Annotated in this window: 16 protein-coding genes; 1 reads left to right on the top strand and 15 read right to left on the bottom strand. The window is 34.4% G+C overall.

The window, feature by feature from the left end; all coding sequences use genetic code 11:
* Positions 1-31: 31 nt before the first annotated feature.
* The 14 genes from C8J95_RS13415 to C8J95_RS13345 all read right to left on the bottom strand — a co-directional run bounded on the left by C8J95_RS13415 (position 32) and on the right by C8J95_RS13345 (position 21,612).
* Positions 32-1,651 (bottom strand): type I restriction-modification system subunit M, encoded by a 1,620-nt coding sequence (locus C8J95_RS13415; protein ID WP_107809186.1) that lies wholly within the window; start codon positions 1,649-1,651, stop codon positions 32-34.
* Positions 1,651-2,799, bottom strand: a complete 1,149-nt coding sequence (locus tag C8J95_RS13410; protein ID WP_107809187.1) for an AAA family ATPase — start codon at positions 2,797-2,799, stop codon at positions 1,651-1,653. Before C8J95_RS13410 ends, C8J95_RS13415 begins: the two co-directional genes overlap by 1 nt.
* Before the next feature lie 3 nt (positions 2,800-2,802).
* Positions 2,803-3,990, bottom strand: coding sequence for a restriction endonuclease subunit S (locus C8J95_RS13405; protein WP_107809188.1), 1,188 nt, complete (start codon positions 3,988-3,990; stop codon positions 2,803-2,805).
* Complete coding sequence (locus C8J95_RS13400) at positions 3,983-6,988, bottom strand: type I restriction endonuclease subunit R (RefSeq protein WP_107809189.1); 3,006 nt, start codon at positions 6,986-6,988, stop codon at positions 3,983-3,985. The genes C8J95_RS13405 and C8J95_RS13400 overlap by 8 nt, the downstream gene beginning before the upstream one ends.
* A 295-nt stretch (positions 6,989-7,283) precedes the next feature.
* The gene (locus C8J95_RS13395; RefSeq protein WP_107809190.1) at positions 7,284-7,952 is read right to left on the bottom strand and encodes a retron system putative HNH endonuclease; all 669 of its coding nucleotides are present in this window, start codon (positions 7,950-7,952) and stop codon (positions 7,284-7,286) included.
* Positions 7,936-9,438, bottom strand: coding sequence for an AAA family ATPase (locus tag C8J95_RS13390; RefSeq protein ID WP_107809191.1), 1,503 nt, complete (start codon positions 9,436-9,438; stop codon positions 7,936-7,938). Before C8J95_RS13390 ends, C8J95_RS13395 begins: the two co-directional genes overlap by 17 nt.
* Positions 9,439-9,483: 45 nt before the next feature.
* On the bottom strand, positions 9,484-11,577 hold the full coding sequence (locus C8J95_RS13385; protein WP_107809192.1) for an AAA family ATPase: 2,094 nt from the start codon (positions 11,575-11,577) through the stop codon (positions 9,484-9,486).
* Between the two features lie 3 nt (positions 11,578-11,580).
* Entirely contained in the window at positions 11,581-12,927 is a 1,347-nt protein-coding gene (locus C8J95_RS13380) for a restriction endonuclease subunit S (RefSeq protein ID WP_107809193.1), read from the bottom strand.
* Complete coding sequence (locus C8J95_RS13375) at positions 12,927-15,197, bottom strand: N-6 DNA methylase (protein WP_107809194.1); 2,271 nt, start codon at positions 15,195-15,197, stop codon at positions 12,927-12,929. Before C8J95_RS13375 ends, C8J95_RS13380 begins: the two co-directional genes overlap by 1 nt.
* Complete coding sequence (locus C8J95_RS13370; protein ID WP_185124617.1) at positions 15,197-15,412, bottom strand: helix-turn-helix transcriptional regulator; 216 nt, start codon at positions 15,410-15,412, stop codon at positions 15,197-15,199. Before C8J95_RS13370 ends, C8J95_RS13375 begins: the two co-directional genes overlap by 1 nt.
* 176 nt (positions 15,413-15,588) lie before the next feature.
* The gene (locus C8J95_RS13365) at positions 15,589-16,710 is read right to left on the bottom strand and encodes a site-specific integrase (protein ID WP_146165464.1); all 1,122 of its coding nucleotides are present in this window, start codon (positions 16,708-16,710) and stop codon (positions 15,589-15,591) included.
* A 122-nt stretch (positions 16,711-16,832) separates the two neighbouring features.
* Positions 16,833-17,183 (bottom strand): helix-turn-helix domain-containing protein, encoded by a 351-nt coding sequence (locus C8J95_RS13360; protein WP_107809197.1) that lies wholly within the window; start codon positions 17,181-17,183, stop codon positions 16,833-16,835.
* Positions 17,184-17,702: 519 nt separating this feature from the next.
* Positions 17,703-19,088, bottom strand: a complete 1,386-nt coding sequence (mnmE, locus tag C8J95_RS13355; protein WP_107809198.1) for a tRNA uridine-5-carboxymethylaminomethyl(34) synthesis GTPase MnmE — start codon at positions 19,086-19,088, stop codon at positions 17,703-17,705.
* Between the two features lie 754 nt (positions 19,089-19,842).
* Positions 19,843-21,612 (bottom strand): aminopeptidase P family protein, encoded by a 1,770-nt coding sequence (locus tag C8J95_RS13345; protein ID WP_107809200.1) that lies wholly within the window; start codon positions 21,610-21,612, stop codon positions 19,843-19,845.
* Between the two features lie 252 nt (positions 21,613-21,864).
* On the opposite strand from C8J95_RS13345, the gene pruA reads away from it, so the two are divergent.
* Positions 21,865-23,490: an L-glutamate gamma-semialdehyde dehydrogenase gene (gene pruA / locus C8J95_RS13340; protein WP_078404017.1), complete on the top strand. Its 1,626-nt coding sequence runs from the start codon at positions 21,865-21,867 to the stop codon at positions 23,488-23,490.
* A gap of 1,186 nt (positions 23,491-24,676) precedes the next feature.
* Here the strand turns inward: pruA and C8J95_RS13335 are convergent.
* A complete protein-coding gene (locus tag C8J95_RS13335) occupies positions 24,677-25,153 on the bottom strand; it encodes an Lrp/AsnC family transcriptional regulator (RefSeq protein ID WP_107809201.1) in 477 nt (158 codons plus the stop codon).
* Between the last annotated feature and the right edge of the window lie 98 nt (positions 25,154-25,251).

Here is a 25,251-nt window from a genome sequence, read left to right as displayed (position 1 = left end):
TTTTGTATTCATCATATTTCGAAAAGAAATCTTATAACGGCGGTAAACCTAATTCTTTCAAAAATGCATTATGTTTTTCTGTAGCTTCTTCTATCTTTTTGTTGATGTCGGTCAGGTTTTCATGCACTTCTTTCAGGTCAATCTTTTCTTCGGCTACGGCAGTACTTACATATCTTGAGATATTCAGGTTGTAGTCGTTCTTTTCAATTTCACTCATAGAAACCTTTCTTGAATAACGATCCTCATCCAGACGGTTTTTATACGTATTTACGATTTTCTCTATGTCTTCTTCACGCAAGTGGTTTTGTCTTTTGCCTTTTTCGAAGTTTTCATCTGCACTGGCATTAATGAAAAGTACATCATCGTGTTTTTTACATTTTTTCAGTATCAGAATGCAAACAGGTATCCCAGTAGAGAAGAACAGACTGGAGGGCAAACCAATTACAGTATCTATATTATTTTCTGTTAATAGTTTTGTGCGTATTCTTTGCTCTGCTCCACCACGGAATAAAACACCATGTGGCAGGATAATAGCCATTGTGCCTTCCTGACTCAGGAAATGAAAACCATGCAGGAGAAATGCAAAATCGGCTGCAGACTTTGGAGCAACACCATAATTTTTGAATCGGAAATCGTCTGATGTCGTATCAGTAGGTTCCCAGCTCAGGCTAAATGGCGGATTGGCTACGATGGCATCAAATTCCATTTTTTTTGCCGGATTCATTTCATTCAACATGTCCCAGTCATTGACTAAGGTGTCACCATGATGAATCTGGAATTCGGTATCCTTTACACCATGCAAAAGCATGTTCATCCGGGCAAGGTTGTAGGTAGTGATGTTTTTTTCCTGCCCGTATATTTTGCCTATTTGTCCTTTATTCTGATCATATAATTGTTTTTTTACGTTGAGCAATAAGGAGCCTGAACCACAGGCAAAGTCAAGAATTTTATCCAGTTTGTTTTTAGGTCCTGTTTTAGGATCCTGACTGTCCAGAATTACGATTTTTGAAAGGATTTCCGAAATTGGTTGCGGAGTATAAAATTCACCCGCTTTTTTACCGGATCCTGCTGCAAATTGACCTATCAGATACTCGTAAGCATCTCCTAAAATATCGGTCTTAGTCGAGAATTTGGCAATCCCTTCCGATATTTTTGTGATGATAGTGCATAGCTTTTTATTTCTTTCGGTATCGTTTTTTCCTAATTTTTCAGAGTTTAGATTAATTTCAGAAAATAATCCTTGAAAATTTCCTTCAAAAGACTCGTTCTCAATAAATTTGAATCCTTTTCCTAGTATTTTAATCAATTCTCCATTATGCGTTCTTGCCATTTCGGCAATATTGCTCCATAAATAGTCGGGCTCTATTACATAATGCACTTTGCGGCGCATTTGTTTTTCGAATTCGCTAACGTCATCCGGATTATTTTTGTACCATACAGATAAAGCCGTGCGGTGGTCGTCTTTCGGCAATTGCGGGTAGTCTGGTCCTAATTCTTTTTTTGCAGAGGCTTCGTAGTTATCTGATAGATAACGCAGGAAAAGGAATGAAAGCATATAATCACGAAAATCATCCGCATTCATCGCTCCTCGTAACTGGTCTGCTATTTCCCAAAGGGTTTTCCCTAACTTTTGTTGTTCATCTCTTGTCATTATTCTTGACTTGCGTTTGTAGGTTGTTCAATGAGCAATTCCGGTAAATCAAATTTGTATTTATCCAGAAAAGCGTCTAAAATTCTTATAAATAATTCTTTGTTGTCTTTCCCCATTTCTACAGGCTCGTAGATAGAGTATTTGCCATGGCTTAGCAGGTTCAATGCTCTGCCATATAGAACGTCGTCCTCAACTCCGTATATGCATTTTGAAAAATCATCGAAACCGAAAAAGGTAGCTGTTTTTTCCAAAATACTACGGAGCATATTGAAATGGTAAGTGTTTATGGCTTCCGAATCTCTTACCGTTTTAAGCTCGCTTAAAATGGCCACGTGATGGAAGAATGGTGTGTCATCTGTTGGTCTTAATGTGTGCCCATCCAAACCATTTTTGTGCAGGAAATAACGCTTGCATTTTAATTGTTTCAGCTCATTACACATCACGTTGAAAAATAGAGCGTGGTGTGATGAGATTACAGTTCTTATGCGGTCTTTCCCTTTTTTTAGTAACTGTGCCAGATCGCTTGCCACGGCAATGGCATTATTGTCGTCCAAGGAGGAGATGGGATCGTCTATATAAACATATTTTACCCATTCATAGGCTTCGGCATTTTCAACAACCAGTTCGCAGATGGATAGAAAAATACACCAGATAAATATGTTTTCTTCTCCTCTTGAAATTTTTATATGGTCTTGTACTATTGTTTCGGGTGTGCCCGAACCTGCTCGATACGCCGGGTTTTTGATTGTTTTACTGAAAATGACTTTATAATCGTCATAGTCTATTCTGAAATCAAATTCGGCATACCGTTCCAGATAGGCAAATATTTTTTCTTCGAGTGCCAGCTCTTTGAATCCGTTGAAGAATTTAGAGTTGGCATTTATTTTTAAAACTCTTTCGGTATCGTTTGTCAGGTCATTGTCCCACGAAAACAGGTCTTCTGTAAAAGCATTGAAGTACAAAGTGTCTGCTCCCGGATTTTTTTTTCTTTTTTTTGCAAAATCTTTAAAAGCCATCGAAATTCGGGTCTTACCCGTACCGTTGTAGGCATAGAGCAATACAAAAAATTGATCGTTCAGTTCGTCCCTGAGGCGGGTAACCAGTTTTTGCAGATCCGGAAAATGAATTGTTTTGGGCGTATTACTCATACATTATGCTTTTAGCTGTGGAAACAATCGTTGCATTAATCCTTTTTTATGGGCTTTTAGTTGTTCTATCTTGTCAGCTTGTGCAGTGATCAGGTTGTCTACTTCTGATAAACAGTCTGCGATTTTTTGTTGTTCTTTTGGATTTTTAGGAACAGGAAAGACGTATTTAAGAAAATTCTTTCCGTTGATCGAGTTTATTGTGGCTCCTAAATCACCACTAACTTGTTTTTCATAAAAAACAGTTTGAAATAGTTGAAAGGCAAAGTATGGATTTTTTGCTCTGAAAACAGTCATGAAAGTACCGTGAGTTGCTATTGGTAACTTTTTAGGTATCATTGCGTTTTTTCCAATTAAAGCTTTTGAGCCATTTCTTACACATACTAAAATATCATTTGGTTGAGAAAGATTTGCCCCCTTAATATCAGTTCTGACATAAACACAGTCTTTTAAATCAATCAACCCGTTTTGAACATTAGAAGAACGTAAAACTAATAATCCTTTTTCTCTAACATCATTTGGACTATAAGTAAGTCCATTAATTAATTTTCCTAATTCATTTAATTCTTTTTCTTCCCATTCTCTATCATTTTTAAATTCCGGAAAACGATATTTAGGAACCGTTTCGCCTTCTTGTGGAAATAGATTTTGTAATAATCCTTTTTTATGATTTTTAAGGGCTTCTAATTTATCGTTATGGATGCTAATTACTCCGTCTAAAGATGATAAACAATCGGCTATTTTTTGTTGTTCTTTTTCAGAATTTGGCAAAAATAATTTTAAATTTTTTAGTTGACTTCCAGTAATTAGTGGCTGACCAGAGCCAAAAACTAAATTATTTAATTTCGTTTTTTCAAGAGAATAGAAAATAAAATCAATAATATTCAGTTTTTTTAAATCAATTACCAAAGTATTATCAGTAACTCCAAAATTTCCGCTAACTTTATTCAATAAGCCAGCATTTGCACCTACTCGAGCTACTAGAATAAATTTGCCATTATAACTAGAGATGTTTGATGTTCCAATTATTCCTGTTGAACCATAAAGCTTATATTTTCCTTCGATTGAATTTTTATCTTTTCCGGATGAAATACTATGGGCTAGCTTATCTAATTCTGTTTTTTTCCATTCTCCATCATTTATAAATTCAGGAAATCGCAACTCCGGCACCAATTTATTTTCTGTCTTATTCATATGCTGTTAATCCTGATATTTCCCGTCCCTGGGCTAATTTTTTTAGTTGCGGTATAAGGTCTTCCATTAGCGCCAGTTCTTTCACACGGCGTTCTTTCCAGCTTAGTTCCAATGGTTCTAACAGGTCTGTTAGTTTTTCGCCATCAAAAATCATTCGGCTGGTAATGTTGTCTGTAAAGGCTTTTAAAGATGTGGTTTCCAAACCGTGCTTTTGAGCGATGTCTGCCAGTTCTTTTTCGTTTTTTTCTGTTTTAAAGGTTTCGTAGCCTTGTTTTAGCTGCTTTTCGTCCTGTCCGTTGTCCCAGTCTAGTTGGTTGATATAATCGGTCAGATCTTCTTTTTCATCCATCAGAGTGGAGCTGGAGCTTAGCAATTTTATCAATTGCTCTTTGCTCATTTTTTGCTTTTTAGACTTTGGATTGGTGTTGTCTGCAATCAATCCCATGATATAGTCGTAATCAATAAGTGCAGAAGCAAATAATACAAATTCAAAATCCAGTTGCTGTATGCCCAAAGATGCATTTTCGCCTTCTTTTTCCTGTATTTCTTTTAGCTGTTTGGCTGTTTCCAGATACGAACTGCGGTAAGAACGCAGGGTATCTTCGGGCAGTATTTTTTCGATTAAATCTTTTTGCTCGTTATTCAAATCGGTGTACTGATCGAGCTGTGTGCGCAGTCGTTGTACTTCTTTAAATGTTTTTACAAAATTAACGCGGGCTGCATCGCCTCTCAGGTTGTATACTTCTTGCGGTTCGCGAACTAAATTGTGACTTTCCATAAAAATACCCATTGCTTCTACAGCTTTTTGGTATTTTTCTATAATTATCGGAGCCGGATCTACCAGCCAGATTTCTCTTGATTTTTCGTTATCTTCACCTGAAAACAGCATAATGGCTTCGTCAACCTGTTGTTGTTGCGAACGAAAATCCAGAATATTGCCGTAAGGCTTGGTGTCATTCAGTACTCTGTTTGTTCGGGAAAAAGCCTGTATCAGTCCGTGATGTTTCAGATTTTTATCTACATACAGGGTGTTGAGGTATTTGGAATCAAAACCTGTCAGAAGCATATCGACAACAATCAGTATATCGATCTTGTTCTGATGCGGATAGTCTGCATTGCTGTATTTATGATCTTTTACACGTTGCTGTATGTCCTGATAATAGCTGTCGAATTCGTTGATGGTGTGATTGGTTCCGTATTGCTTGTTATAGTCAGCAATAATTGTTGTCAATGCTTTTTTCTTTTCTTCCGGATTGACCTGATTGTCTGCTTTTTCCTGTTCCAGATCTTCCTGTAATTGTCTGATGTCGGCAATATTTTTCTGATCACTGTTTTTTGCCAATGCCTGTGTAGGCGGAGAAAAAACGCAGGCAATATTTAACGGAACATAATCCGGATTTTCTGCTTTTTTATTTTTTTGTAACGTTTTGAAAAGATTATAATATTCAATCGCATTGTTGATGGATGCTGTTGCAAGAACGGCATTGAATCTTTTGTAATGCGTTGCAGAATCGTGTTTCTCAAGGATAGCTTCTGCTACGGCTTGCTGTGCAATACCTTCACCGGGATTTGGATTGATGTTGCCTTGTCCTTTGAAGTAATCTATATGAAAACGCAATACGTTTCTGTCGTCTATGGCATGGGTAATGGTATAGGCGTGTAGTTGTTTTTGGAAAATATCCTTTGTTGTTTTATAGGAAGCAAATTCGCCATCTACCTTTTTGTATATGGCATTGTCATCAAAAATCGGCGTTCCTGTAAAACCAAATAATTGCGCATTCGGAAAGAATTCTTTTATGGCTTTGTGGTTGTCTCCAAATTGTGAGCGATGGCATTCGTCGAAAATGAAAACAATTCTTTTATTTTTTAAAGGTTCTAATCGCTCTTTATAGGTTTGTCCGTTTTCTTTTCTGAAATTTCCATCAAGCGCCAAACCCAATTTTTGAATGGTGGTTACGATTACCTTATCAGAATAGTCTGTAGAAAGTAGACGCCTTACCAGAGTTTCGGTATTGGTATTTTCTTCTACACTGCCTTCCTGAAATTTATTGAACTCTTCACGGGTTTGTCTGTCAAGATCTTTTCTGTCCACTACAAACAGACACTTTTCAACGTCCCGATTGTCTTTCAGCAGTGTAGAAGCTTTGAAAGATGTAAGTGTTTTTCCACTTCCGGTGGTATGCCAGATATAGCCATTGCCACGGTTTTGTTCGATACAGTTTACAATAGCTTTTACAGCATAAATCTGATAGGGACGCATTACTAAAAGCTTTTGTTCGCTTTCTACCAACACCATATATTTACTAATCATTTCACCCAGTGTACATTTAGATAAAAACTTATCTGAAAAATCATCTAAGTGGGTGATCTTTTTATTATTTTCATCAGCAAATTGATAAACAGGAAGAAATTGTTCATCCGCATTAAATGCAAAATGCTGATTTCTATTATTCGAAAAATAATAAGTATTGGTTTTATTACTGACAATGAATAGTTGCATAAAACAAAGAAGGGAATTGGTATAGCCATTTCCAGGATCATTTTTATAATCAACAATTTGCTGCATTGCCTTTCTTGGGGTAATGTCCAGAGTTTTCAATTCAATCTGAACTACAGGAATACCATTAATCAAAATAATAACATCATAGCGATGGTTACTATTATCGGTATCCATTCTCAGTTGATTGATTACTTCAAATTCATTTTTGCACCAATCCTTAATATTCACTAATGTGTAGTGAAGTGGTGTTCCATCTTCACGTTGGAAATATTGCTGTTCACGCAATAATTTGGACGCTGCAAAAACATCAGGATTTACAATTTCGTCTCTTAATCTTGCAAACTCAGCTTCACTTAGCCTCACACGGTTTAGAGCTTCAAATTTTTCACGAAAGTTTTTTTCAAGACTTTCTTTATCTCGAATATCTTGTCGGTAAATATATTTTAAATCTGAAAGTTTAGTAATGAGACTTTCTTCTATGTGGTTTTCTCGTGTCATTGAACTAATGCCTAAATCTTCCCAAATATAGGCAATTAATTACTATATATGCTGGCAGTGATATAGTAGAAATTGATATGTTTTCTTGTTTAGAAGTAGTTTTTACTTCCCGATACAAAACTTAGAGCTCATTTTAAACCATTGTTTATTAGTTTGTTATGATTTTCGAGGGACAAATGAGTCACACGATAAATTTAACCGTAATAAACTGTTTCAAAGATAGTTGATTTTATTTCTTAGACCAAATAAAAACAAAAAGTAACAACTTATTTCAATTTCATTTAGTCTTGACTGTTTAGTTACTTCTTAATTTCTTGTTCAAATAATAAATAGCCACTAAACAATAAGGTCTAAATTTGCCGTTTGTTTTGCTCTGCCACACTTGAAGTTCCTGATTAAGAAACCTTACAAATGCAGGTTTATCCTTTTTTGTTCTTTTACTTTCTGCTCTGACTCTTTCTTGCACAACATAGTAAACTTCCTTTCGAGCATCTTTTAAAGATTGCATATTCAAATTTAGAATAGCATTTATTTGTTTATTTACAACTTCGTCGTCAGATATTGAACTCATTTCTCCTTCTGAGTTAAATTTAAAGAATGTTTCACAGTTCGGATTTGTATTGAGCGGATTAATGGTTAAAATTTCATTAGCTTTTTGGGTATCACAAGTCTGAAGTTTTTTAGGATGTCCTTCATTTCCTGTACAAGCACCGAATAAATTTCTATAATCTAATTGGAAATCCTGAAAATGGTCTTGACATTTGTAATGCTCAACTTTCATATAAGGCGTGGACTTTTCTGGAATTCTTCTCATACAATAACAACAAATATAGCCTTGTTCTGATAGAAGATTTTGCTTTAGTTCTTCTTTGGTTATATTTGGTATATTATCAAAATTAGCGAACTGTTGGGCTCTATGTTGAAGCATTGAATTTGGTTCTTGAAGTTTAGTTATCTGCTTCATCGACTTCTTCTTCTAAGTAATCAATCTGTGTTTTTGCTCTAACTAATGCAGGGTCATTATCTCCCAAAAGTTCAACAAGACTATTATATTGTTTTTGTGATTCTTCGATTTCTTCGTCTTCTATGGCATTAAACAAAGAACTTAATAGCTTAGACACTTTTTTATTTCTTCTTTCCACACCCATCATTTCGTACAAAATTGTACTGATGTCTTTGCCATAATATTTAGGCGTAACTTTTATGATCTCTCCATCTTCCATTATTTGTACATCACTATTCTCAGGGTCAGCATTGCTCAATAGTTGTGGCGAATGTGTAGTGATGAGAAATTGACTGTTATTGTATGCTATATTTTCAGCCAATTCATTAATATTTTCTATGAATTTTCTTTGCCAAGAAGGATGCAAATAAGTATCAGGTTCATCAAATAAAAACAGGGTATTTTCATTATTGACAAGTTCTATTAATCCTCGTATAATAATTGATTGTTGCTCTCCTTCACTAAGTGTACCGAAAGTATTTATTTTCTCTGTATCATCGCCATGGAAAAATGAAAAATTCACTTCAGGTTGAAATCCATCTATTAAAAGTGTATTTAGAACTTTAAACAGGGTCTTTTCTTCAACAAAATATTCTCTTATTTGAAACAGCTTTTCTTGCCCAAGAATAGTAATGATGAGATTTTCATTTTGCCAACTTTCTATTATTACATTTCCTTTTGATTCAGATAGCAAATCATCTTCCTTAATTTCTAAAGGAGAATCTAAAGTGTCTAATAAATCCAAAAATGTCTTCACTTCTCCCTTAGCTCCCCACCAATCATTGATTTTACCTTTGCCCCAAGCAGGCTTTTTAAGATTAATTTGAATGCTTTGTACTCCTCCAATTTTTACTCTATCGGATAGAAATTGTGGAATATCTCCATACTCATAAGACAGAAGCGTGATTAGTATTAAATTAAATAAAGGTGGTTCAAAATAAAAAAACGGACGATGTATTGCTGTATTTCCTTTTCGATAATTGACAGATAGTTTTTCATCGTGAGGAAGACATATTTTTTTCATTATATCTGCCAAACCGCTATAATAGATTACTATGTTGCTTGGCAATATTTTTTCAATAGAGCCGTATTTTCGTTCAATAGAACGACTATCTTCTAATATTTGCTGTCCACTAAATACTTTGTATTTTAGTTCTTGTCTTACTTTTTCTGCACTTATCTGAACTTTAATATATTCTGTTTTGAATTCAGCAGATGTAGTTGTTTGTCCAAGGATTTCTTCTAAACGTATTTCGTACTCGATAGAAAAACCGAACTTAGATTTTTCATCAAGATAACAATCACTAAAAATTTGAGCAATAACTTCTAAAATACTTGATTTTCCTGAACCATTAATACCAATTAGGATAGAAACATCTTTCTTGAAATTAATAGTAAAGTCTTTGAGTAGCTTATAATTGTTAATATACAATGATGTTATCTGCATTTTTCACTATTTATTATTGTTTGTATATTTTTGGGACTTCTTATGCTATTTTTCTCTTATGGTTTCGAGGGGTTTCTTATTTTCTTTAATTAACCAATGAGCCCAACCATTCATATTCCCACCAGTTGCATAGTTTATAGCACCTGAAACTGAATTAAAAGTTTTGTCCTCCTTTAGTACCCAACAATTTTCCTGCAAATCAGCAATCTTTTTTAACTCTTTATTTCTTTCAATGCTATTTCCATAGCTATCGACAACATCAACAGATAACTTGCTTCCCTGTATTAATACAATTTTCTTATCATTATAATATCTGGCCTCTACTTCCGTATTTCTACGTTTTGTGTAAATTTCAATATTGTCGTCTTCTTTAACATTAGATTTATTATTCTTATTTTCGGTTTCGTTGATAGGGTTAGGATCATGAATAGCAATTAGGCTTTCATAGTATTTATCTTTAATATCTCTGATTAAGTCAAATAATTTTCTAAAATTTTTGAAATCTTCTTTATTGGCAAAGCTTCTACTGCTTTCAAAAAGTTTTTGTTTTGCTTTTTCTCTAATTTCTTCACTGATAGTTTCTATTGACTTACCTGTAAATTTTCCTGATAATTCAGATAAGGCTAAATTATATGCTGTTTCCAAATGTAAAGAATCAAAAAAGTTTTCAACTGTAAAAATTGAGCTTTTATGATTTTCATGTTTAGGATAGATAAATGCGTAGTAGCCTTCTTTGTGCCTTTTTTTATTTTGGTTGTCAGGAAATTTACAAGTTGTATTACTAAGTTCGGTTCTTCCAGTTTGGTCGTCATCAAATATACCAATGAATATTTTTTTATATTCTATTTCACTTGTTCTTAATCCTGTCATCATTAAAGGAATATTACATGCTGAATTCATATAAAAGATGTCAAATTTCAAATCAGTATATTCATCTTTTAATTTTTCAAAAGCATTATTAATATGTTCTTTATCATGTTTTCCTTCAACTAAAAGAATTATTGGCTTTTTAGAGGAAATAAAACTATTTTGTTGATGTTTATTCCAGAAATCTCCCGTTACTTCTTCAATAATTTCTTGTTTGTTTTTATCAATGATTTTTCCATTACTAAGCATATATACATTTTCATCATTAACGCATTGAGTTAATGTTGGAGAATGCGTAGTTATTACTATTTGGCGATTATGCAAATAATCAATAAAACTGTTTGTAATTTGCTCTTTGTTATTGATATGAATATGTGAATCTGGTTCATCAAGAATAAAGATGCTATCCTCTTGCCCTGCAAATTCTAAAGCTCCTTTTATTAAAAGTAGCTTTTTCTCACCTTCACTTAAGTCCGACACTGTTAAATTATTGGTAAATTCAATAATAATTCCGTCAATAATTTTTGCATCTTTGGGAGTATAAGCTAAATAAAGATATTTAAACACATCAAGTGGTGTATAAAATTTTTCACTCAGTAGTTTTTTGAACTCTTTTAATGTATATTCTGATTTCGAATCAATATCTCTAACTAAACGAAGAGCTTGATTGTCATTGTAGTTAGCGTAATTTCTTTTAATAAAGTCTATTTTAATTTTAATGCTATCTAAGTCCTGTATTTTCAAAATTTGTTCAACAAATTTTTGATTGTCTGTAGAATCAGATATTAGTAGGCATAATAGCGAAATATTCCAATAAAAGCTGTTTAGAAAAAGCATTTTTGGTAAATCAGAATATACTGTTTTCTGAATTTGCGCTTTATTTATATTAGTAACAAATTCGAGATAAAATGGACCAAAACAGTCATCATATAATCTTGTTTCTTCACCACTGTAAATACCTATTACTTTTTGTGGCAAATAATTACTAATCTCTAATGCTGATTTTTCCACTTCATCTAAATGATATTTTATTTCATTGCCAATTTTTTCAATCTTAACTAGATTATTTTTAGATGTAATGTATTCGATAAAGTAGTTGAATGTAACTTTATATTTTGCTACGTAAAGACTTCTGAAAATATGACTTATCGCTTCCAAAATATTACTCTTTCCACTACCATTATTACCTATTAGAGCAATGATATCTGAATTATGTATTAAATGGGCATCTAAGTTTTTATAGTCGCTTATTTTTAATTGCTTAATTTTCATGTCTTAGCTAAATATTGTTTGTTCAAACTCTTGTTGAGCTTCAATTAAAAGTTTCTTTGCTTCTGTTTCCGATACCAATTTTTTATTTTTTATCTCTGATATTTCGTTAATGATTTCTTCCTGTTTTGAAATTGGAGGAATAGGTATTAAATAAGATTTAATAATCCCTGCATTTAAATTTGGTTGAGCACTTCCGTATGCTAATTTTTTTAAATTATCAGTTTGAGATTGTAGATATTCCCATAAAAAATCGGTCAATACAAGTGTGTTATCAATATCAAATAATACGGCACATGCTTGATTTGTTGCTGAATCAATTCCCAATTTAGCTGTTTTCCCAATTGTAGCTCCATACATTGCAATTACAAGACTTCCTTTCTTGTACAATTTTGCACTACTATTTTTTACTGCTTCTTCTGTGATTTTTTCTTCTGTATCAAATAAAACAGCATTATTTAATTCACCTGTTTTTATCCAAGGGATATTTCCACCAATATAAAAATATTTTCTAGTTCTAGATGGTGTTCCACCGCTACCTATTTTGCATAATTGATCAATCGAAAATTCTTTATATAATTGTTTTTTATTGATACTTTTCCCAATAAAATCTAATCCCCATTTTGTAATCTTAAAAAAATCCACAAACATTATACTTTTATTTTTGGTTTTAGGAACGATGTCTTTTTGAATACCTAGTTCCTCAAATAAATATTGTTCAATTTCTCTTTCTAAATTATTTGCTTTTTGGTTCAGCTTTTCTGCTTCTTCGATTTTGTTATAATAGTTTTTTACGATTTTTTCTTGCTCAACAAGAGAGGGAAGAGGTATTCTTTGGTTTAAGAACATATCAATATCCATTCTTTGTCTATTAGTTGTTCCACTACTACAGCTTTGAGCAAAGTTTATAAACTCTTTGGTTGTAGTTATTAGTAGTAAAAAACGAGGATCTATTTTAGTTGTATCAACATCATACAAAGGGAAGTCATTGGTTACTATTGCTCCATCAAGTTCTTTTGGAATAATACCAAAGGCACCATTTCTTGCATCAATTTTGGAAACAATAAATTGACCTGATTTGGTTAAGTATTGTCTTTTCGTTCCAATACTTACCCCTTTTTCCTTATCCCTCAAAAACACTCCATTATTATTGATTCTAACAGTTATCCGTTTATAAATTATGTGATCGTCAATATTGATAATACTTCTACTTTTTATCAAAAAATCTCCAATTCTTGATAATGAAAATTTGTTAGAATAATTGAAGGCAGGATCAAGCAAACTTTGAACACTCCAATTGTCTAATTGAAGATAGTCTATGTATTTTAAATATTTTTTTTCGGCTACCTGCATTAATTATTTGTTTTAGCATAAAAAACTTCTGGCTCTGAAATAATTCCATCAATAATACTTCGTCGATCTATTTCTTCATCGATTATTTGGTATCTAATCTCTTTTACATAATTTTTCCAAAGTTGATTTTGCTCTTTATATTTTTTAAATTCAGTTGCTAATGGCTCTAATTCATTTTCAATTTGTCCACCTGTAGTACTTATACCTGCTTTTTTGACTTCGGCAATCGGAATTTGATAGTTAAATTGTTTTTTAACCAGCGCTTTTATTTCTACTGTAATGCTTTCACTAATTTGTTTTAATTCTTTACGTAGCTTCTTTTTTTCTTCGGTATTAAGTCCTTCTTCACCTTTTAATTTCAACTTTGCAAGAATTGGATTAGTTTTCAGCTCATAGTTTTTAGTAATTTCTTTTTCGGCTTTTGCAGTAATCTTTTTGTACTGTTGAGCTTCTTCTTCGGTAAACTTTTTAAAGAAAAGTAAACTTGGTTTTACCGTCGCCCCACTTGCTATAAATACGTCTTGCGGAATAGAAACTATAAACAAAATTTTAGCTTTGCTTTCTATATAATCTCTGATTCTTTGCAAATTGGTATTATTTAGTACACCTTCGGGTAATACAATTCCCATTCGTCCACCTGCTTTTAACAAGTTTAGACAACGTTCAATAAACAATACTTCAGTAAGTGTACTCATACTTCCTGTATCGTACAAATCCAACAGTGGTTTGTCTATGTTGTCATTGATTTGTTTTAGGGCTTCATCATAATCCTTACCATACCTTTCACGGTACTTTGCAATTCTATGTACATCCGTGTATTTGTCCGCTTCCGTTATTTTAAGAGATTTCTCAACCCGACTTCCAAAAGGAGGATTGGTCAAAATAACATCAAAACGATTTTCGAAGATTCCGTTTACGTTTAGTAAGCCATCATTATGATGAACACCACCATGACCGTCTCCGTGCATTATCATATTCATTTTTGCAGTCCTACTCATGCGCGGATTGGCATCTGTTCCAAAAATACATTCGTAGCTCAATTCTCTGATTCTACTTTGGGGGTTGTTAACATCTAATTCAGCATTTAGCTTGTTAAAAAGATTGTTTACTTTTTCATCAATTTCTATTTTCTTTTTTTCTGTTAGTTTTTCATACTTCGCATCATAGAACTCCTTTTTGATCTTCTCTTTTGCTAAATGGATTTCATTCTCAATTGTTGCTCTGACATATTCAAAAGCTTTGATTAAAAAACCTCCTGAACCACAGCAAGGATCACAAATCACTTCGTTTTCTTGGGGGTCGAGAACTTCCACCATAAAATCCACAATCGTTCTTGGCGTGAAGAATTGGCCTAGTTCCCCTCTGAATGTTTTACCTAAAAACTGTTCAAAAGCAATTCCTTTTACGTCATCAGAAGTTGTGGAAAGGTTATAAGTTTCCAATTCTTCTATAATAGATTCAAAACTGTTTTCTCTAATACGAATAATTTCATTCGGTTCAAATAGGTCGTCATTAATTAGTTCCTTTTTTACTTTTTCAAAAAGCTCTTGATAGAATGGGAAATTTTTATTTACAGGTAAGTCTGCAAAATTTTGTTTTAAATCTAAGTATGTTTTTTTGCTAAATATATTGCCTTCGTTATTCGATCTTTCATATAACGTTTTGACAAATAAAATTTTACTTATTTCATCAAATGCAGCCTCTGGCGATAATTTGTCATTGTTCCTAATTATATTATGACATCTTGTAAGTGTTTTACTAAATTCATCTCGAGCAAATTCATTTGTTTGTCCTAATAGAACAGAGACTATACGGTCATCTTGAGCCTGTTCATTTGTGGGAATATTTATTAGTTCATGAGGCTGTTTTTTTTCAGATATCTTGAAAACTTTGGAATAAATTTTAGTTTGTTTCGAATTGGTAGCTACAAAAAAATCTGCTCCAATTTGTTTTGAAATTTCAATTCCTTTGAAATAATCTTCAGGTCTTATTATTATGCTATCTGATTTACACTCAATGAAAATTAAAGGTTTTTCATTATTCTGTAAGCTCATTTCATTTTTCCAAACTAAAATATCAGTCTTTATTTTTTTATCCGTTAGCTTAGAATAATCGTAATCTTGAGTCATTTGTCTAGTCGTAAAACCATATATATTGACCAATCTGCATATATATTTTTGACGGATTTCCTCCTCTGGAGTAATAGGTATCCAAACATCGTTGCCTTTTAATGGAGCTTTGATTTTATTACCTTTTATTTCTACGCGCATTATTGTTCTGTTTTAGTTGGGTTAATCAATTCCCTTACATCAATTTTTAATAGAGTTGCAATCGCTACGAAGATGTCTATAGATGGTTGCACTTCGTTTGTACACCAACGAGAAACAGTAGTTTCGTTTTTGTTTAACTGCTCCGCAAGCCATTTGTTTGTCTTTCCTTGTTCAGCTAAAACAGCTTTAAGTCTATTTATGGGCATCTTACTCATACTAATCTGCATTTCATGCAAATATATCAACTTCTTAAGAATATATAATATATTTACGGAGGATTTGAAGATGAACGAATGGTAAAAATATCTAAGTTAATTATAACTAATGTGTTCAGTGTTACGAAAAAAAAGCCGTTAACTGTCAGATAAAGTAATGGCTATTACAATTTAAATTAATTAGTTTTTTCATTCAAATCTAATTTAATTTTTTCGGAAGCCTTTTTTGTCAACTCATCCACAATTCTCACATATACTTCTGTAGTCTTAACATCTTTATGGCCTAGTAATTTTGATACAGTATAGATATCCGTACCTGATGTCAGCTGCAACGTTGCGAATGTATGACGAAAACCATGGAATGTAAAATGTTTCTTTATTCCGGCATTTTTAATCCATTCAGGGAGGAATTTGATTACATCAGAATAGGTTAGGCCTTCGAAAACTTTTGCATCATATTCACCATGAGGATTTAATAGCGAAAGGGTATCATCTGAAATAGGGTAGTACTCTGCCTTTCCTGTTTTATTCTGCTTATATAAAATATAATAATTTCCGGATGTACCCTGTATATCGCACCACTTTAGATTTTCAATATCGCAAAAGCGAAGTCCGGTTAATGCAGAAAATAAGCCTGCTTTCTTAACAATAGGCGAGCTACATTCAGAATTGGCCATTTTTTGTAATTCATCCTTAAAAAGGTAAGGTCTATGGGTATCATCCATTTTGATATTGTAAATGGCATTTCCCAGATCTGCCGAAATGTATTTGTTTCTATAGGCTTTTTTAAGAACGGATTTAAATCTTGAAAAATAGGTGGAAGCAGTATTCTTTTGAATTTTCCTCTTTGAGCGTCCAAGCGCAGGTGAAGATAGTAGATAATTCTTATACGCCTCACAGAGTGTTTCATTAAGATATTTAAAGAGAAATACTTTGCCCACAAATTTTTTAAAATAGGTGACTGCCATACTCCAGTGCACGGATCCTGGTCTTTTATCTGCTTCTTTTTGAAAAAATTCTACAAAATCAGCATTCAATTTTGTTTTAATTAGAAATCCATAGTCAGCATTATCAAGGTCAATTTGCCGCTGGGCACGTACATGCTGAGCCAATGAAGCGGTTTTTTTATTATGAAGTTTTTCAAATTCGGATTTCGGCCGATTGTAAATGTATAGTTTAAGATAAAATTTTCTAAGTAGCTTGCCGGTTGTTTCACTTTGGATAGGGGGATAAATGTCTAAGTACAGGCTTTTTCTTCCTTTACCTATCGGCTTATGGCGTAGGGTTACTTTTGCCATGATCTTGGTATTAGGGATTGGATTATAGTTGGTGTTTGTCAAACTGACCCATAGCAAATGCTGTTGAAGTCCTCTAAAATATCATGAAGTCAATCTCATCCGTGATATGGATGTCATTGATTCTAATAGAGTAGTGCCAGATCCAATACATTGATTCTTGTCTTTCTCACAGATAGGTTGATGGCTTTCAGGCGGCCGATACTGATTAAGAAATACACCATTTTAGTACTGCATTTTAATATTGCAGAAGTTTCTTTTACAGTGAGGTATACCGGATGGGGTACTGGTGGATGCTGTCGTTCCTCAATATTGCGTGCGTTGTACCTGGCATAGCTTATTTTTGTATTTCGTTGTTCGAGTTTATAGGCTTTTTTATTGCAGGTATGACTGCAATATCGGGTAACGGTTGTTTTGGCTATAAATTTTGCACCACAATATTGGCAGACCTTGTCAATTCTGATATTTGAGCTCATAATCAGATTTTTTAAGTCCAAAAAAAAATACTAATTCAGGCCATAGGCTTCAATAATGACATTAGGGATGTCATTATACTCCTTTATTCAGGGCAACTCAATTAAATGGATACAAAATTCAGCCCAAAGATTAGGTTAATCTGTGAAAAATAATTCTAAAATTTAGTTTTTTAAGGGGGGATTCAAATTAAATAGGTTTTTCGGTTGATTGCAATTTTTATAAATCATCAAACTTTAGAGGTCAGAAATTAATGATTTCTCCAAATTAAGGGCATATAGAATCCATTAGTCCTCTTTAAAGATCATTTAATAATCATTAGACTATTTTAGACCAAGGAATTCTATAACCATTCCAATTTCTTTTGCTCGAATTTTTGTGATTTTATGCCAAAGGGACAAGAAAAGGGACAAAAATTCTTACCTTAAAAATTGCGAAATTACATAAGTTGCACAAAATCAAGGTGTTGTTGAAATGTTGGTGAAAAGAGCAATTGACTGTATATCAGTTGTTTATGTATTCTATTTCCCGATACAAAACTTACTAAAGATATTCCCCAGTACCTCGTCGTTGGTAAATTCCCCAGAGATTTCGCCAAGATATTCTATAGCGTTTCGGAGTTCGTAGGCGAGGAGTTCGGTAGTAATTTGAGAAGAAACCGCTTCTTTTACCCGATTAACGGCATCCAGAGATCTTTGCAAGGCTTCGAAGTGACGCTGATTGGTAATCACCACATTGCCTTCTTCCGATTTCATTTGCTCTACAAAAGAAGATAACTCATTTTTAAGCTCCTGGATATTACGGTTTTCCAGTGCCGATATTTTAATAAAGTCAAAAGGATGACTGATTTCCTGACGGAAAAGGGCTTCAATCGCTTCAAACTGAGTAGGAATAACTTCATCTATTTTAGTAAGGCAGATAATCAGTTCCAGTTTCTCACGCAGAAGAGATCTCAGCATTTCGAAATCTTCAGAGAAATCAGCTGTTGCAGCATCTGCCAGATAAACCAAAACCTCTGCTTGTGCCACTTTTTCTTTAGCTTTTTGTACACCAATCGCTTCAATCTCATCCATTGTTTCACGAAGGCCAGCCGTATCGATTAATCGGAAAGCATGACCTTTGATGTGTAAAACTTCTTCAATAGTATCACGTGTAGTTCCGGCAATATTGCTGACAATAGCGCGCTCTTCTTTTAATAAAGCATTCAGTAAAGTCGATTTTCCTGCATTAGGCTTACCGATAATGGCCACGGCAGTACCATTTTTAATGGCATTTCCATATTGGAAGCTCTCGATAAGAGAACTGAGTTTATATTCTATTTTATTCAGCAGTCCGCTTAGTGCGGTTCTGTCTGCAAATTCCACATCTTCCTCAGCAAAATCAAGCTCCAGCTCAATCAACGAAGTGAAGTTCAATAAGTCTGTGCGCAATAAGGATATTTCCTGAGAAATACCACCTTTCAGCTGATTCAAAGCCACCTTTCTGGAAGCCTCATTTTCCGAAGCGATAAGATCGGCAATAGATTCCGCCTGTGAAAGGTCGATTCTGCCATTCATAAAAGCACGAAGGGTGAATTCTCCGGCTTTTGCCATGCGGGCACCGTTTTTAATCAGCACCTCCAGTATTCTTTTGGCAATGTGTGGCGAACCATGAAAAGAGATTTCCACAGAATTTTCGGTGGTAAAAGTTTTTGGCGCATGAAATACCGCAACCATCACCTCGTCAATTACTTCATCTGCATCTTTTATAAAGCCATAATGTACAGTATGGGAAGCTGCCTTTTCCAGGTTTTTGCCTTCAAATACCTTATTAACGATAAGAAAAGAATCGTCTCCGGAAACCCGGATCACCCCGATAGCACCCATTCCGTTGGCAGTAGCTAAAGCACAGATAGTCTCTTTATTCATAAGTGCAAATTTACGGCTTTTTTCATTGGTATGGTAAATGGCTTATTTGGGAAATACATATCATCAGTTCGAGTGAAATTATTCGAAATGAAGTGAAGAATCATTCTGTATCGAGAATTCCTTTTGAACATTAAGGAATTTATTTTTAACACTAAGGCACCAAACAGGTTTATGCCTGCTATATTTTTAAGGCACGAATTGCTTCGCAATATTTTATAGTTTAGTAAGATTTTTGGTTACGACACAGAGTATCTATTTTGAATCTCTGAAAATCTTTGATTTTCCTGTGCCTTAAAACATTATTTATTAATACAAATAAATTGTGCCATTGTGATTAATATCAATTTCTAATCGGTCAGGGTAATGTAGACGTTAAGAATTGCGGAATTATTTTCGTTAAAAAATACCAGTTGTTTGAGCTGTAGAATGAAGAGCAGTGGCGCGAGTTTCTGGAATTTTAGGAAATAAAGAGGCAATTTAGTCGAAGTTCCCAGGCCTTGATGTTTTGGTTCTTTTGCATTAAGGTAAAAGAACATATAGAATGCTTAAATACTAAACCACATAGGAACATAGGTTTTTATACCAGCGAAGAATTGCATAGATTACTAATATTAATTGCATATTAGCTCAGTGTGAAGAAAATATTTGGTATTCATATAAAGTGACAGATATCGTTCTCTTTTATGGTATTAACAAAACAAAAAATCTCATAGCCAGGCTACGAGATTTTAATATTGTTGAAAAGCCCTATTGGCTAAAGTGGACTTACTAATTCCAAGAACCAGTTTTTAACATCCCCTTCAAGATGAGGAGCAAGCTTCTCTTCACAAGTTTTATGGTAGCTGTTCAGCCACTGAATTTCATCTGCAGAAAGAATCTCCTTTACAATGATATCCTTGAAGAACGGACATAAAGTTAACGTTTCAAACTCATAGAAAGTATTCCATTCTGTTGTTTCAGCCTCTTTTACTGCAATAAGGTTTTCATGACGAATACCATATTGATTAACCACATAATAACCAGGCTCGTTAGATAATACCATTCCCGGAAGCAATTCTTGTGGATTAAGGTCTTTACGAATACTCTGAGGACCCTCATGAACATTCATAAAGCTTCCTACACCATGTCCGGTTCCGTGATTGTAATCTTTCCCTGCCATCCATAATGGTAATCTTGCAAAAGCATCCAGTTGTACACCTCTGGTTCCTTTCGGAAATTTCACCATAGAAAGTCTTATCATGCCTTGTAATACCAATGTTGAATCTTTCTTAAACTCATCGGTCACAGCTCCTAATGCCAGAGTACGGGTAATATCAGTAGTTCCTTCAAGATACTGGCCACCAGAATCTACAAGAATACTGCTGTCATTGGTTACCTCCTTGCTGCCTTCAGCTTTTGCTGAGTAGTGGATAATAGCGCCATTACCTTTATAACCGATAATACTGCCAAAACTTTCACCTACAAAGTTAGCACCTTCTGCGCGAAAGCCCCTTAGTTTTTCACCAATGCTGTATTCATTCATCGGTTCTTTACCTGCCTGATGCGTTAGCCAGTAAAGGAACTTTACCATAGCTACACCATCCCTTTCCATTACGGTACGGAAACCATTTAATTCAGCTTCGTTTTTCTGAGCTTTCATCAGATTTCCCGGAACAGCAGCTTTGATGAAAGTGTTTGCATCTTTTAATGTATCGAAAACAGACTGATTGCTGTTTGGTGAAACAAGTATATTTTGTTGTTTTATCTGTCTCAGGTGATTAAAGAATTCATCATAAGGCATCATCTTTACACCAGACTCATCCATTTGCCTGCGGGCATCGGTATCCAATTTTTCCAGATCAGTGAAAAGGATAGCATCGTTTTTAGACAATACAATATAACCTAAGAATACAGGATTAGACTGCACATCGCTTCCTCTAAGGTTCAGTGTCCATGCTACATCATCCAGACTGGAAATAATATGCACATCGGCATGCTGATCTTCCATTTTCTGGCGAATAGTTGCAATTTTATCCGAAACCGACTGTCCGGCTCTTTCTACCGGATGTACATAGATTGGATTTTTTGTTGCAATACCACGATCTGTCCAGATCTCTTTAAGTAAAGGAAGATCTGTTAGGGTAATATTTTTAGCACTGAATTTTGAATCAAGAGCCTCCCAGTTGCTGTGAGAAGTAGCCAGTGCATTTACTGCTACTTTACCACCTGCAGGGATTTCAGAAATAATCCAGTCGATATAGTTTGGCGTTCCTTCGATACCATCTTTGAATAAATCGATACCTGAGCCTGCCAGTTCAATAGGAGCTTGTGTAAAGTACCTTCCGTCAGTCCATAGTCCGGCTTTGTCTTTGGTGATAACCACAAAACCTGCGGAACCTGTAAAACCTGAAAGCCATGATCTTTCCTGCCATTCCTGCGGTAAGTATTCACTCATATGCGGGTCTGCTGAATAGACAATGAAAGCGTCGATATTATTGTTGTGCATGGCACTACGCAATGCTGCAATTTTTTCTTTTGAAGTCATAACTAAGATTGAATTTTGCGGGGTGAAGTTACGAAATTACGAAAGTATAACGGTGAACACAAAGGGATAAAATTTAACAATATTTATTTTTAAATGGCTTCCAGGCCTTATGATTTCTGACATTTGTTTTTAGTAAGGTTTTATCAAAACTTTTGTCGTTTTCAGCCTGCAGGGTGGAATAGATATTTTATCTGATATATTTTATAAAGTGGCTTTTATGTCGTAAATTTGTGAGAATAAATCTAAAAAATTATGTCAAAAGCAATTTCGCAAGTGCCTTTTGCACAAAACGAACCGGTAAAAACTTACGCTCCAGGCTCTGAAGAAGTGAAAAGCCTGATCGCGACATACAAAAAAATGTATGCTGAAGAACTGGAAATTCCAATGGTTATCGGTGGGAAAAACGTTACGACGAAAGAAAAAGTAACGATCCATCCGCCGCACGACCACAAACATACTGTAGGCTTTTACCACCAGGGAACTATGAAGCATGTTGATGAGGCTATTAAAGCAGCATTGGCCGCTAAAAAACAATGGAACGACCTTGGATGGGAGCAAAGAGCAGCGATCTTCTTGAAGGCAGCAGATCTTATTGCCGGACCTTACAGAGACAGAATCAACGCAGCTACAATGATCGGACAGTCTAAGAATGTTCATCAGGCAGAAATTGATGCAGCTTGTGAATTAATTGACTTTTTGCGTTTCAATGTAGAGTTTATGACTGAGCTTTATGCTGAGCAGCCGATATCCGATGCAGGGATCTGGAACAGAGCTGAATACAGACCTTTAGAAGGTTTCTGTTTTGCAGTAACGCCGTTCAACTTTACAGCTATTTCTGCTAACTTACCATCTTGTATGGCATTGATGGGTAACGTTGTGGTATGGAAGCCATCCGATAAGCAGGCTTACTCTGCTCACGTTATTATGGAAGTATTCAAAGAAGCTGGTGTACCGGATGGTGTAATCAACATGATCTTCACGGATGGTAAAGAAACAGCTGAGAGAGTATTGGCTCACCCTGATTTTGCAGGTCTTCACTTTACAGGTTCTACAAAAGTATTCCAGGGAATGTGGAAAATGATCGGTGACAATATCCATAATTATAAATCTTACCCAAGAATCGTTGGTGAAACTGGTGGTAAAGACTTTGTAATGGCTCACCCGTCTGCTGATGTTGAAGCTTTGGCTACAGCGTTAGTACGTGGTGCTTACGAATATCAGGGACAGAAATGTTCTGCAGCTTCCAGAGCTTACATTCCTAAATCTATCTGGAAAGATGTGAAGAAGGTAATGGAAAAACAAATGAAGACTATCAAAGTAGGAACTACTGAAGATCCGTCTAACTTTGTAAATGCAGTAATCGACAGAAATTCTTTCGATAAATGTAAAGGTTACATCGACAGAGCTGAGAAAGCTAAAGATGCTGAGGTAATTATCGGTGGTAAATGCGATGATAAGAAAGGTTACTTTGTACATCCAACTGTTATCGAAACAACAAATCCACACTACGAAAGTATCGAGCAGGAAATCTTCGGACCAATCTTAACAGTTTATGTATATGAAGACAAGAAATGGGCTGAAACACTTCAGTTAGTAGACAGTACTTCTCCATACGCATTAACAGGTTCTATCTTCTCTCAGGATCGTTATGCAATCAATGAAGCTTACAAAGCATTAGAAAATGCTTCCGGTAACTTCTATATCAACGATAAACCAACAGGAGCAGTAGTAGGTCAGCAGCCTTTCGGTGGTAGCCGTGCTTCTGGTACTAACGATAAAGCAGGATCTAAAATGAACCTTCTTCGTTGGGTATCTGCAAGAAGTATTAAAGAGACTTTTGTTCCGGCAAAAGACTACAAATACCCTTATTTAGGTTAATATTCAACCAAATATATTATAAGAGCCTCGGATTTCCGGGGCTTTTTTATTTTAATAAGTTGAGGGAATGTTAAATCGTAAAATTGTAAATGTATTTAATCGGTTTGGAAATTATATTCAACACTAAGGCACAAATCATGCTTATTTTAGATATTGCTTAAGGCACGAATTACTTCGCAATACTTTATTCTTTATAGCCTTATTAAGGCCTTGACCCTTGCCAAGGCCGATGATTATATTAATGCCTAAATGGTAGAAGCATTTTTTGTTTCTATAATTGTAACATAGCGAATTGGAGAATAATTTTGTGTCGAGAACTTGTTTAAACATTAAGAAGTTTAGATAGTTTAGGATTAACCACAAAATATTGTTTATTCTTTGACTATGTAGCCTTTGCAAAGGCTGATGAAAATCTTTGATTTTCTTGTGCCCTAAAAACAGTAATATATCAACAATACTTTTGTGCCTTTGTGGTTAATATAACTTTTAATCAGCCAGGAAATATAGACGTTAAGAATTGTGGAATTATTTTCGTTGAAAAATACCAGTTGTTTGATTTGGAACGGGAAGGTGATGGCGCGAGTTTCTGGGATTTTAGAAAATAAAGATACAATTTAGTCGGAGTTTCCAGGCCTTGATGTTTTGGTTCTTTTGCATTAAAGTAAAAGAACGTATAGCTTAGTATGGATCGCAAAGTTTTCATTCTTATTATAATGCTTTAAAGTAATGCAAAACTGTAATGATCACTGAAAGCTTAACTGTCTTAATATCTAAATGATAGAAGTATTTTTAGTTTTTCTAATTGTATTCTTAAACTTTTGGCTTGATCCAAAAGTTACAAAAGATCAAGCCTTAGTTTCTCGGCGGTCAAACTAGCTTTCAATCTCTAAAATGCTCAGAACGCGCTATGCTCAAACAATGATCATTTTTTAACGAGCTTTTCAAGCTTTTGACACTCGCCTGCAAAATTGAAGGCGCTTTTAAATATCGAGTTTGGACTGGAATGCAAAGCCGCTAACTTAGTAATGGCCACTAAAAATTTAACTGCCTTAATATCTGAATAATGAAAATAATTTTACCTCTAGATGAAACCTTTGTATCCTAAAAGCAGTGGTATGTCAATAATACTTTTGTGTCTTTGTGGTTAGATAAATTAGATTAAGCTAGAATTTATAACTATATTCGATTATGCCATATCTTCAAAAGGCTGTACGCCGTATGTATTCTTCACTTCAGCCATTACAAAAGTACTGTGTGTATTTCCGATGCTCGTAAGCGACCCCAATTTGTTAAAAACAAAATCCTGATAATGCTTCATATCCCGGGCATGAACTTTCAACAGGAAATCGTAATCACCAGAGACATTATAACATTCAACGACTTCATCAATATTGTGGATATCATCAACAAAAGTATGACCAATATTACGGTCATGCTGCTTTAGTCGGATATTACAGAAGACAATAAGTCCCTGATTTAGCTTTTCCGCATCCAGAATGGCAATATACTTCTTGATATAGCCCTCTTTTTCCATACGTTTAATCCTTTCAAAAACCGGAGAAGGTGACAGATTTACCTGTGCGGCCAGCTCTTTTACGGTTAGTTTTGAGTCGTTGTGAAGGATTTTTAGAAGGCGTAAATCAATTTCATCCAGTTGAAGCATAGAATAATTTTTGGTTAAAGGTACAATATTTTGATATTTACAGAATGATATTCTGTTTAAATAATATTTATAATTTATTATGCTGAATTTTATATGAT

It is taken from the genome of Elizabethkingia sp. YR214, assembly GCF_003058195.1.
Classification (GTDB): domain Bacteria; phylum Bacteroidota; class Bacteroidia; order Flavobacteriales; family Weeksellaceae; genus Elizabethkingia.
Note: the sequence above shows the minus strand (reverse complement) of the source record. Positions and strands in the feature narration are given on the sequence as shown.

Excerpts from the sequence above, each read along its gene's own strand:
- C8J95_RS13380 (WP_107809193.1), bottom strand. The coding sequence starts at position 12,927 with ATGCAGGTAGCCGAAAAAAAATATTTAAAATACATAGACTATCTTCAA.
- C8J95_RS13415 (WP_107809186.1), bottom strand. The coding sequence starts at position 1,651 with ATGACAAGAGATGAACAACAAAAGTTAGGGAAAACCCTTTGGGAAATA.
- C8J95_RS13400 (WP_107809189.1), bottom strand. The coding sequence starts at position 6,988 with ATGACACGAGAAAACCACATAGAAGAAAGTCTCATTACTAAACTTTCA.
- C8J95_RS13385 (WP_107809192.1), bottom strand. The coding sequence starts at position 11,577 with ATGAAAATTAAGCAATTAAAAATAAGCGACTATAAAAACTTAGATGCC.
- C8J95_RS13335 (WP_107809201.1), bottom strand. The coding sequence starts at position 25,153 with ATGCTTCAACTGGATGAAATTGATTTACGCCTTCTAAAAATCCTTCAC.
- C8J95_RS13410 (WP_107809187.1), bottom strand. The coding sequence starts at position 2,799 with ATGAGTAATACGCCCAAAACAATTCATTTTCCGGATCTGCAAAAACTG.
- C8J95_RS13360 (WP_107809197.1), bottom strand. The coding sequence starts at position 17,183 with ATGAGCTCAAATATCAGAATTGACAAGGTCTGCCAATATTGTGGTGCA.
- C8J95_RS13375 (WP_107809194.1), bottom strand. The coding sequence starts at position 15,197 with ATGCGCGTAGAAATAAAAGGTAATAAAATCAAAGCTCCATTAAAAGGC.
- pruA (WP_078404017.1), top strand. The coding sequence starts at position 21,865 with ATGTCAAAAGCAATTTCGCAAGTGCCTTTTGCACAAAACGAACCGGTA.
- mnmE (WP_107809198.1), bottom strand. The coding sequence starts at position 19,088 with ATGAATAAAGAGACTATCTGTGCTTTAGCTACTGCCAACGGAATGGGT.
- C8J95_RS13370 (WP_185124617.1), bottom strand. The coding sequence starts at position 15,412 with ATGAGTAAGATGCCCATAAATAGACTTAAAGCTGTTTTAGCTGAACAA.
- C8J95_RS13390 (WP_107809191.1), bottom strand. The coding sequence starts at position 9,438 with ATGCAGATAACATCATTGTATATTAACAATTATAAGCTACTCAAAGAC.
- C8J95_RS13395 (WP_107809190.1), bottom strand. The coding sequence starts at position 7,952 with ATGAAGCAGATAACTAAACTTCAAGAACCAAATTCAATGCTTCAACAT.
- C8J95_RS13405 (WP_107809188.1), bottom strand. The coding sequence starts at position 3,990 with ATGAATAAGACAGAAAATAAATTGGTGCCGGAGTTGCGATTTCCTGAA.
- C8J95_RS13345 (WP_107809200.1), bottom strand. The coding sequence starts at position 21,612 with ATGACTTCAAAAGAAAAAATTGCAGCATTGCGTAGTGCCATGCACAAC.
- C8J95_RS13365 (WP_146165464.1), bottom strand. The coding sequence starts at position 16,710 with ATGGCAAAAGTAACCCTACGCCATAAGCCGATAGGTAAAGGAAGAAAA.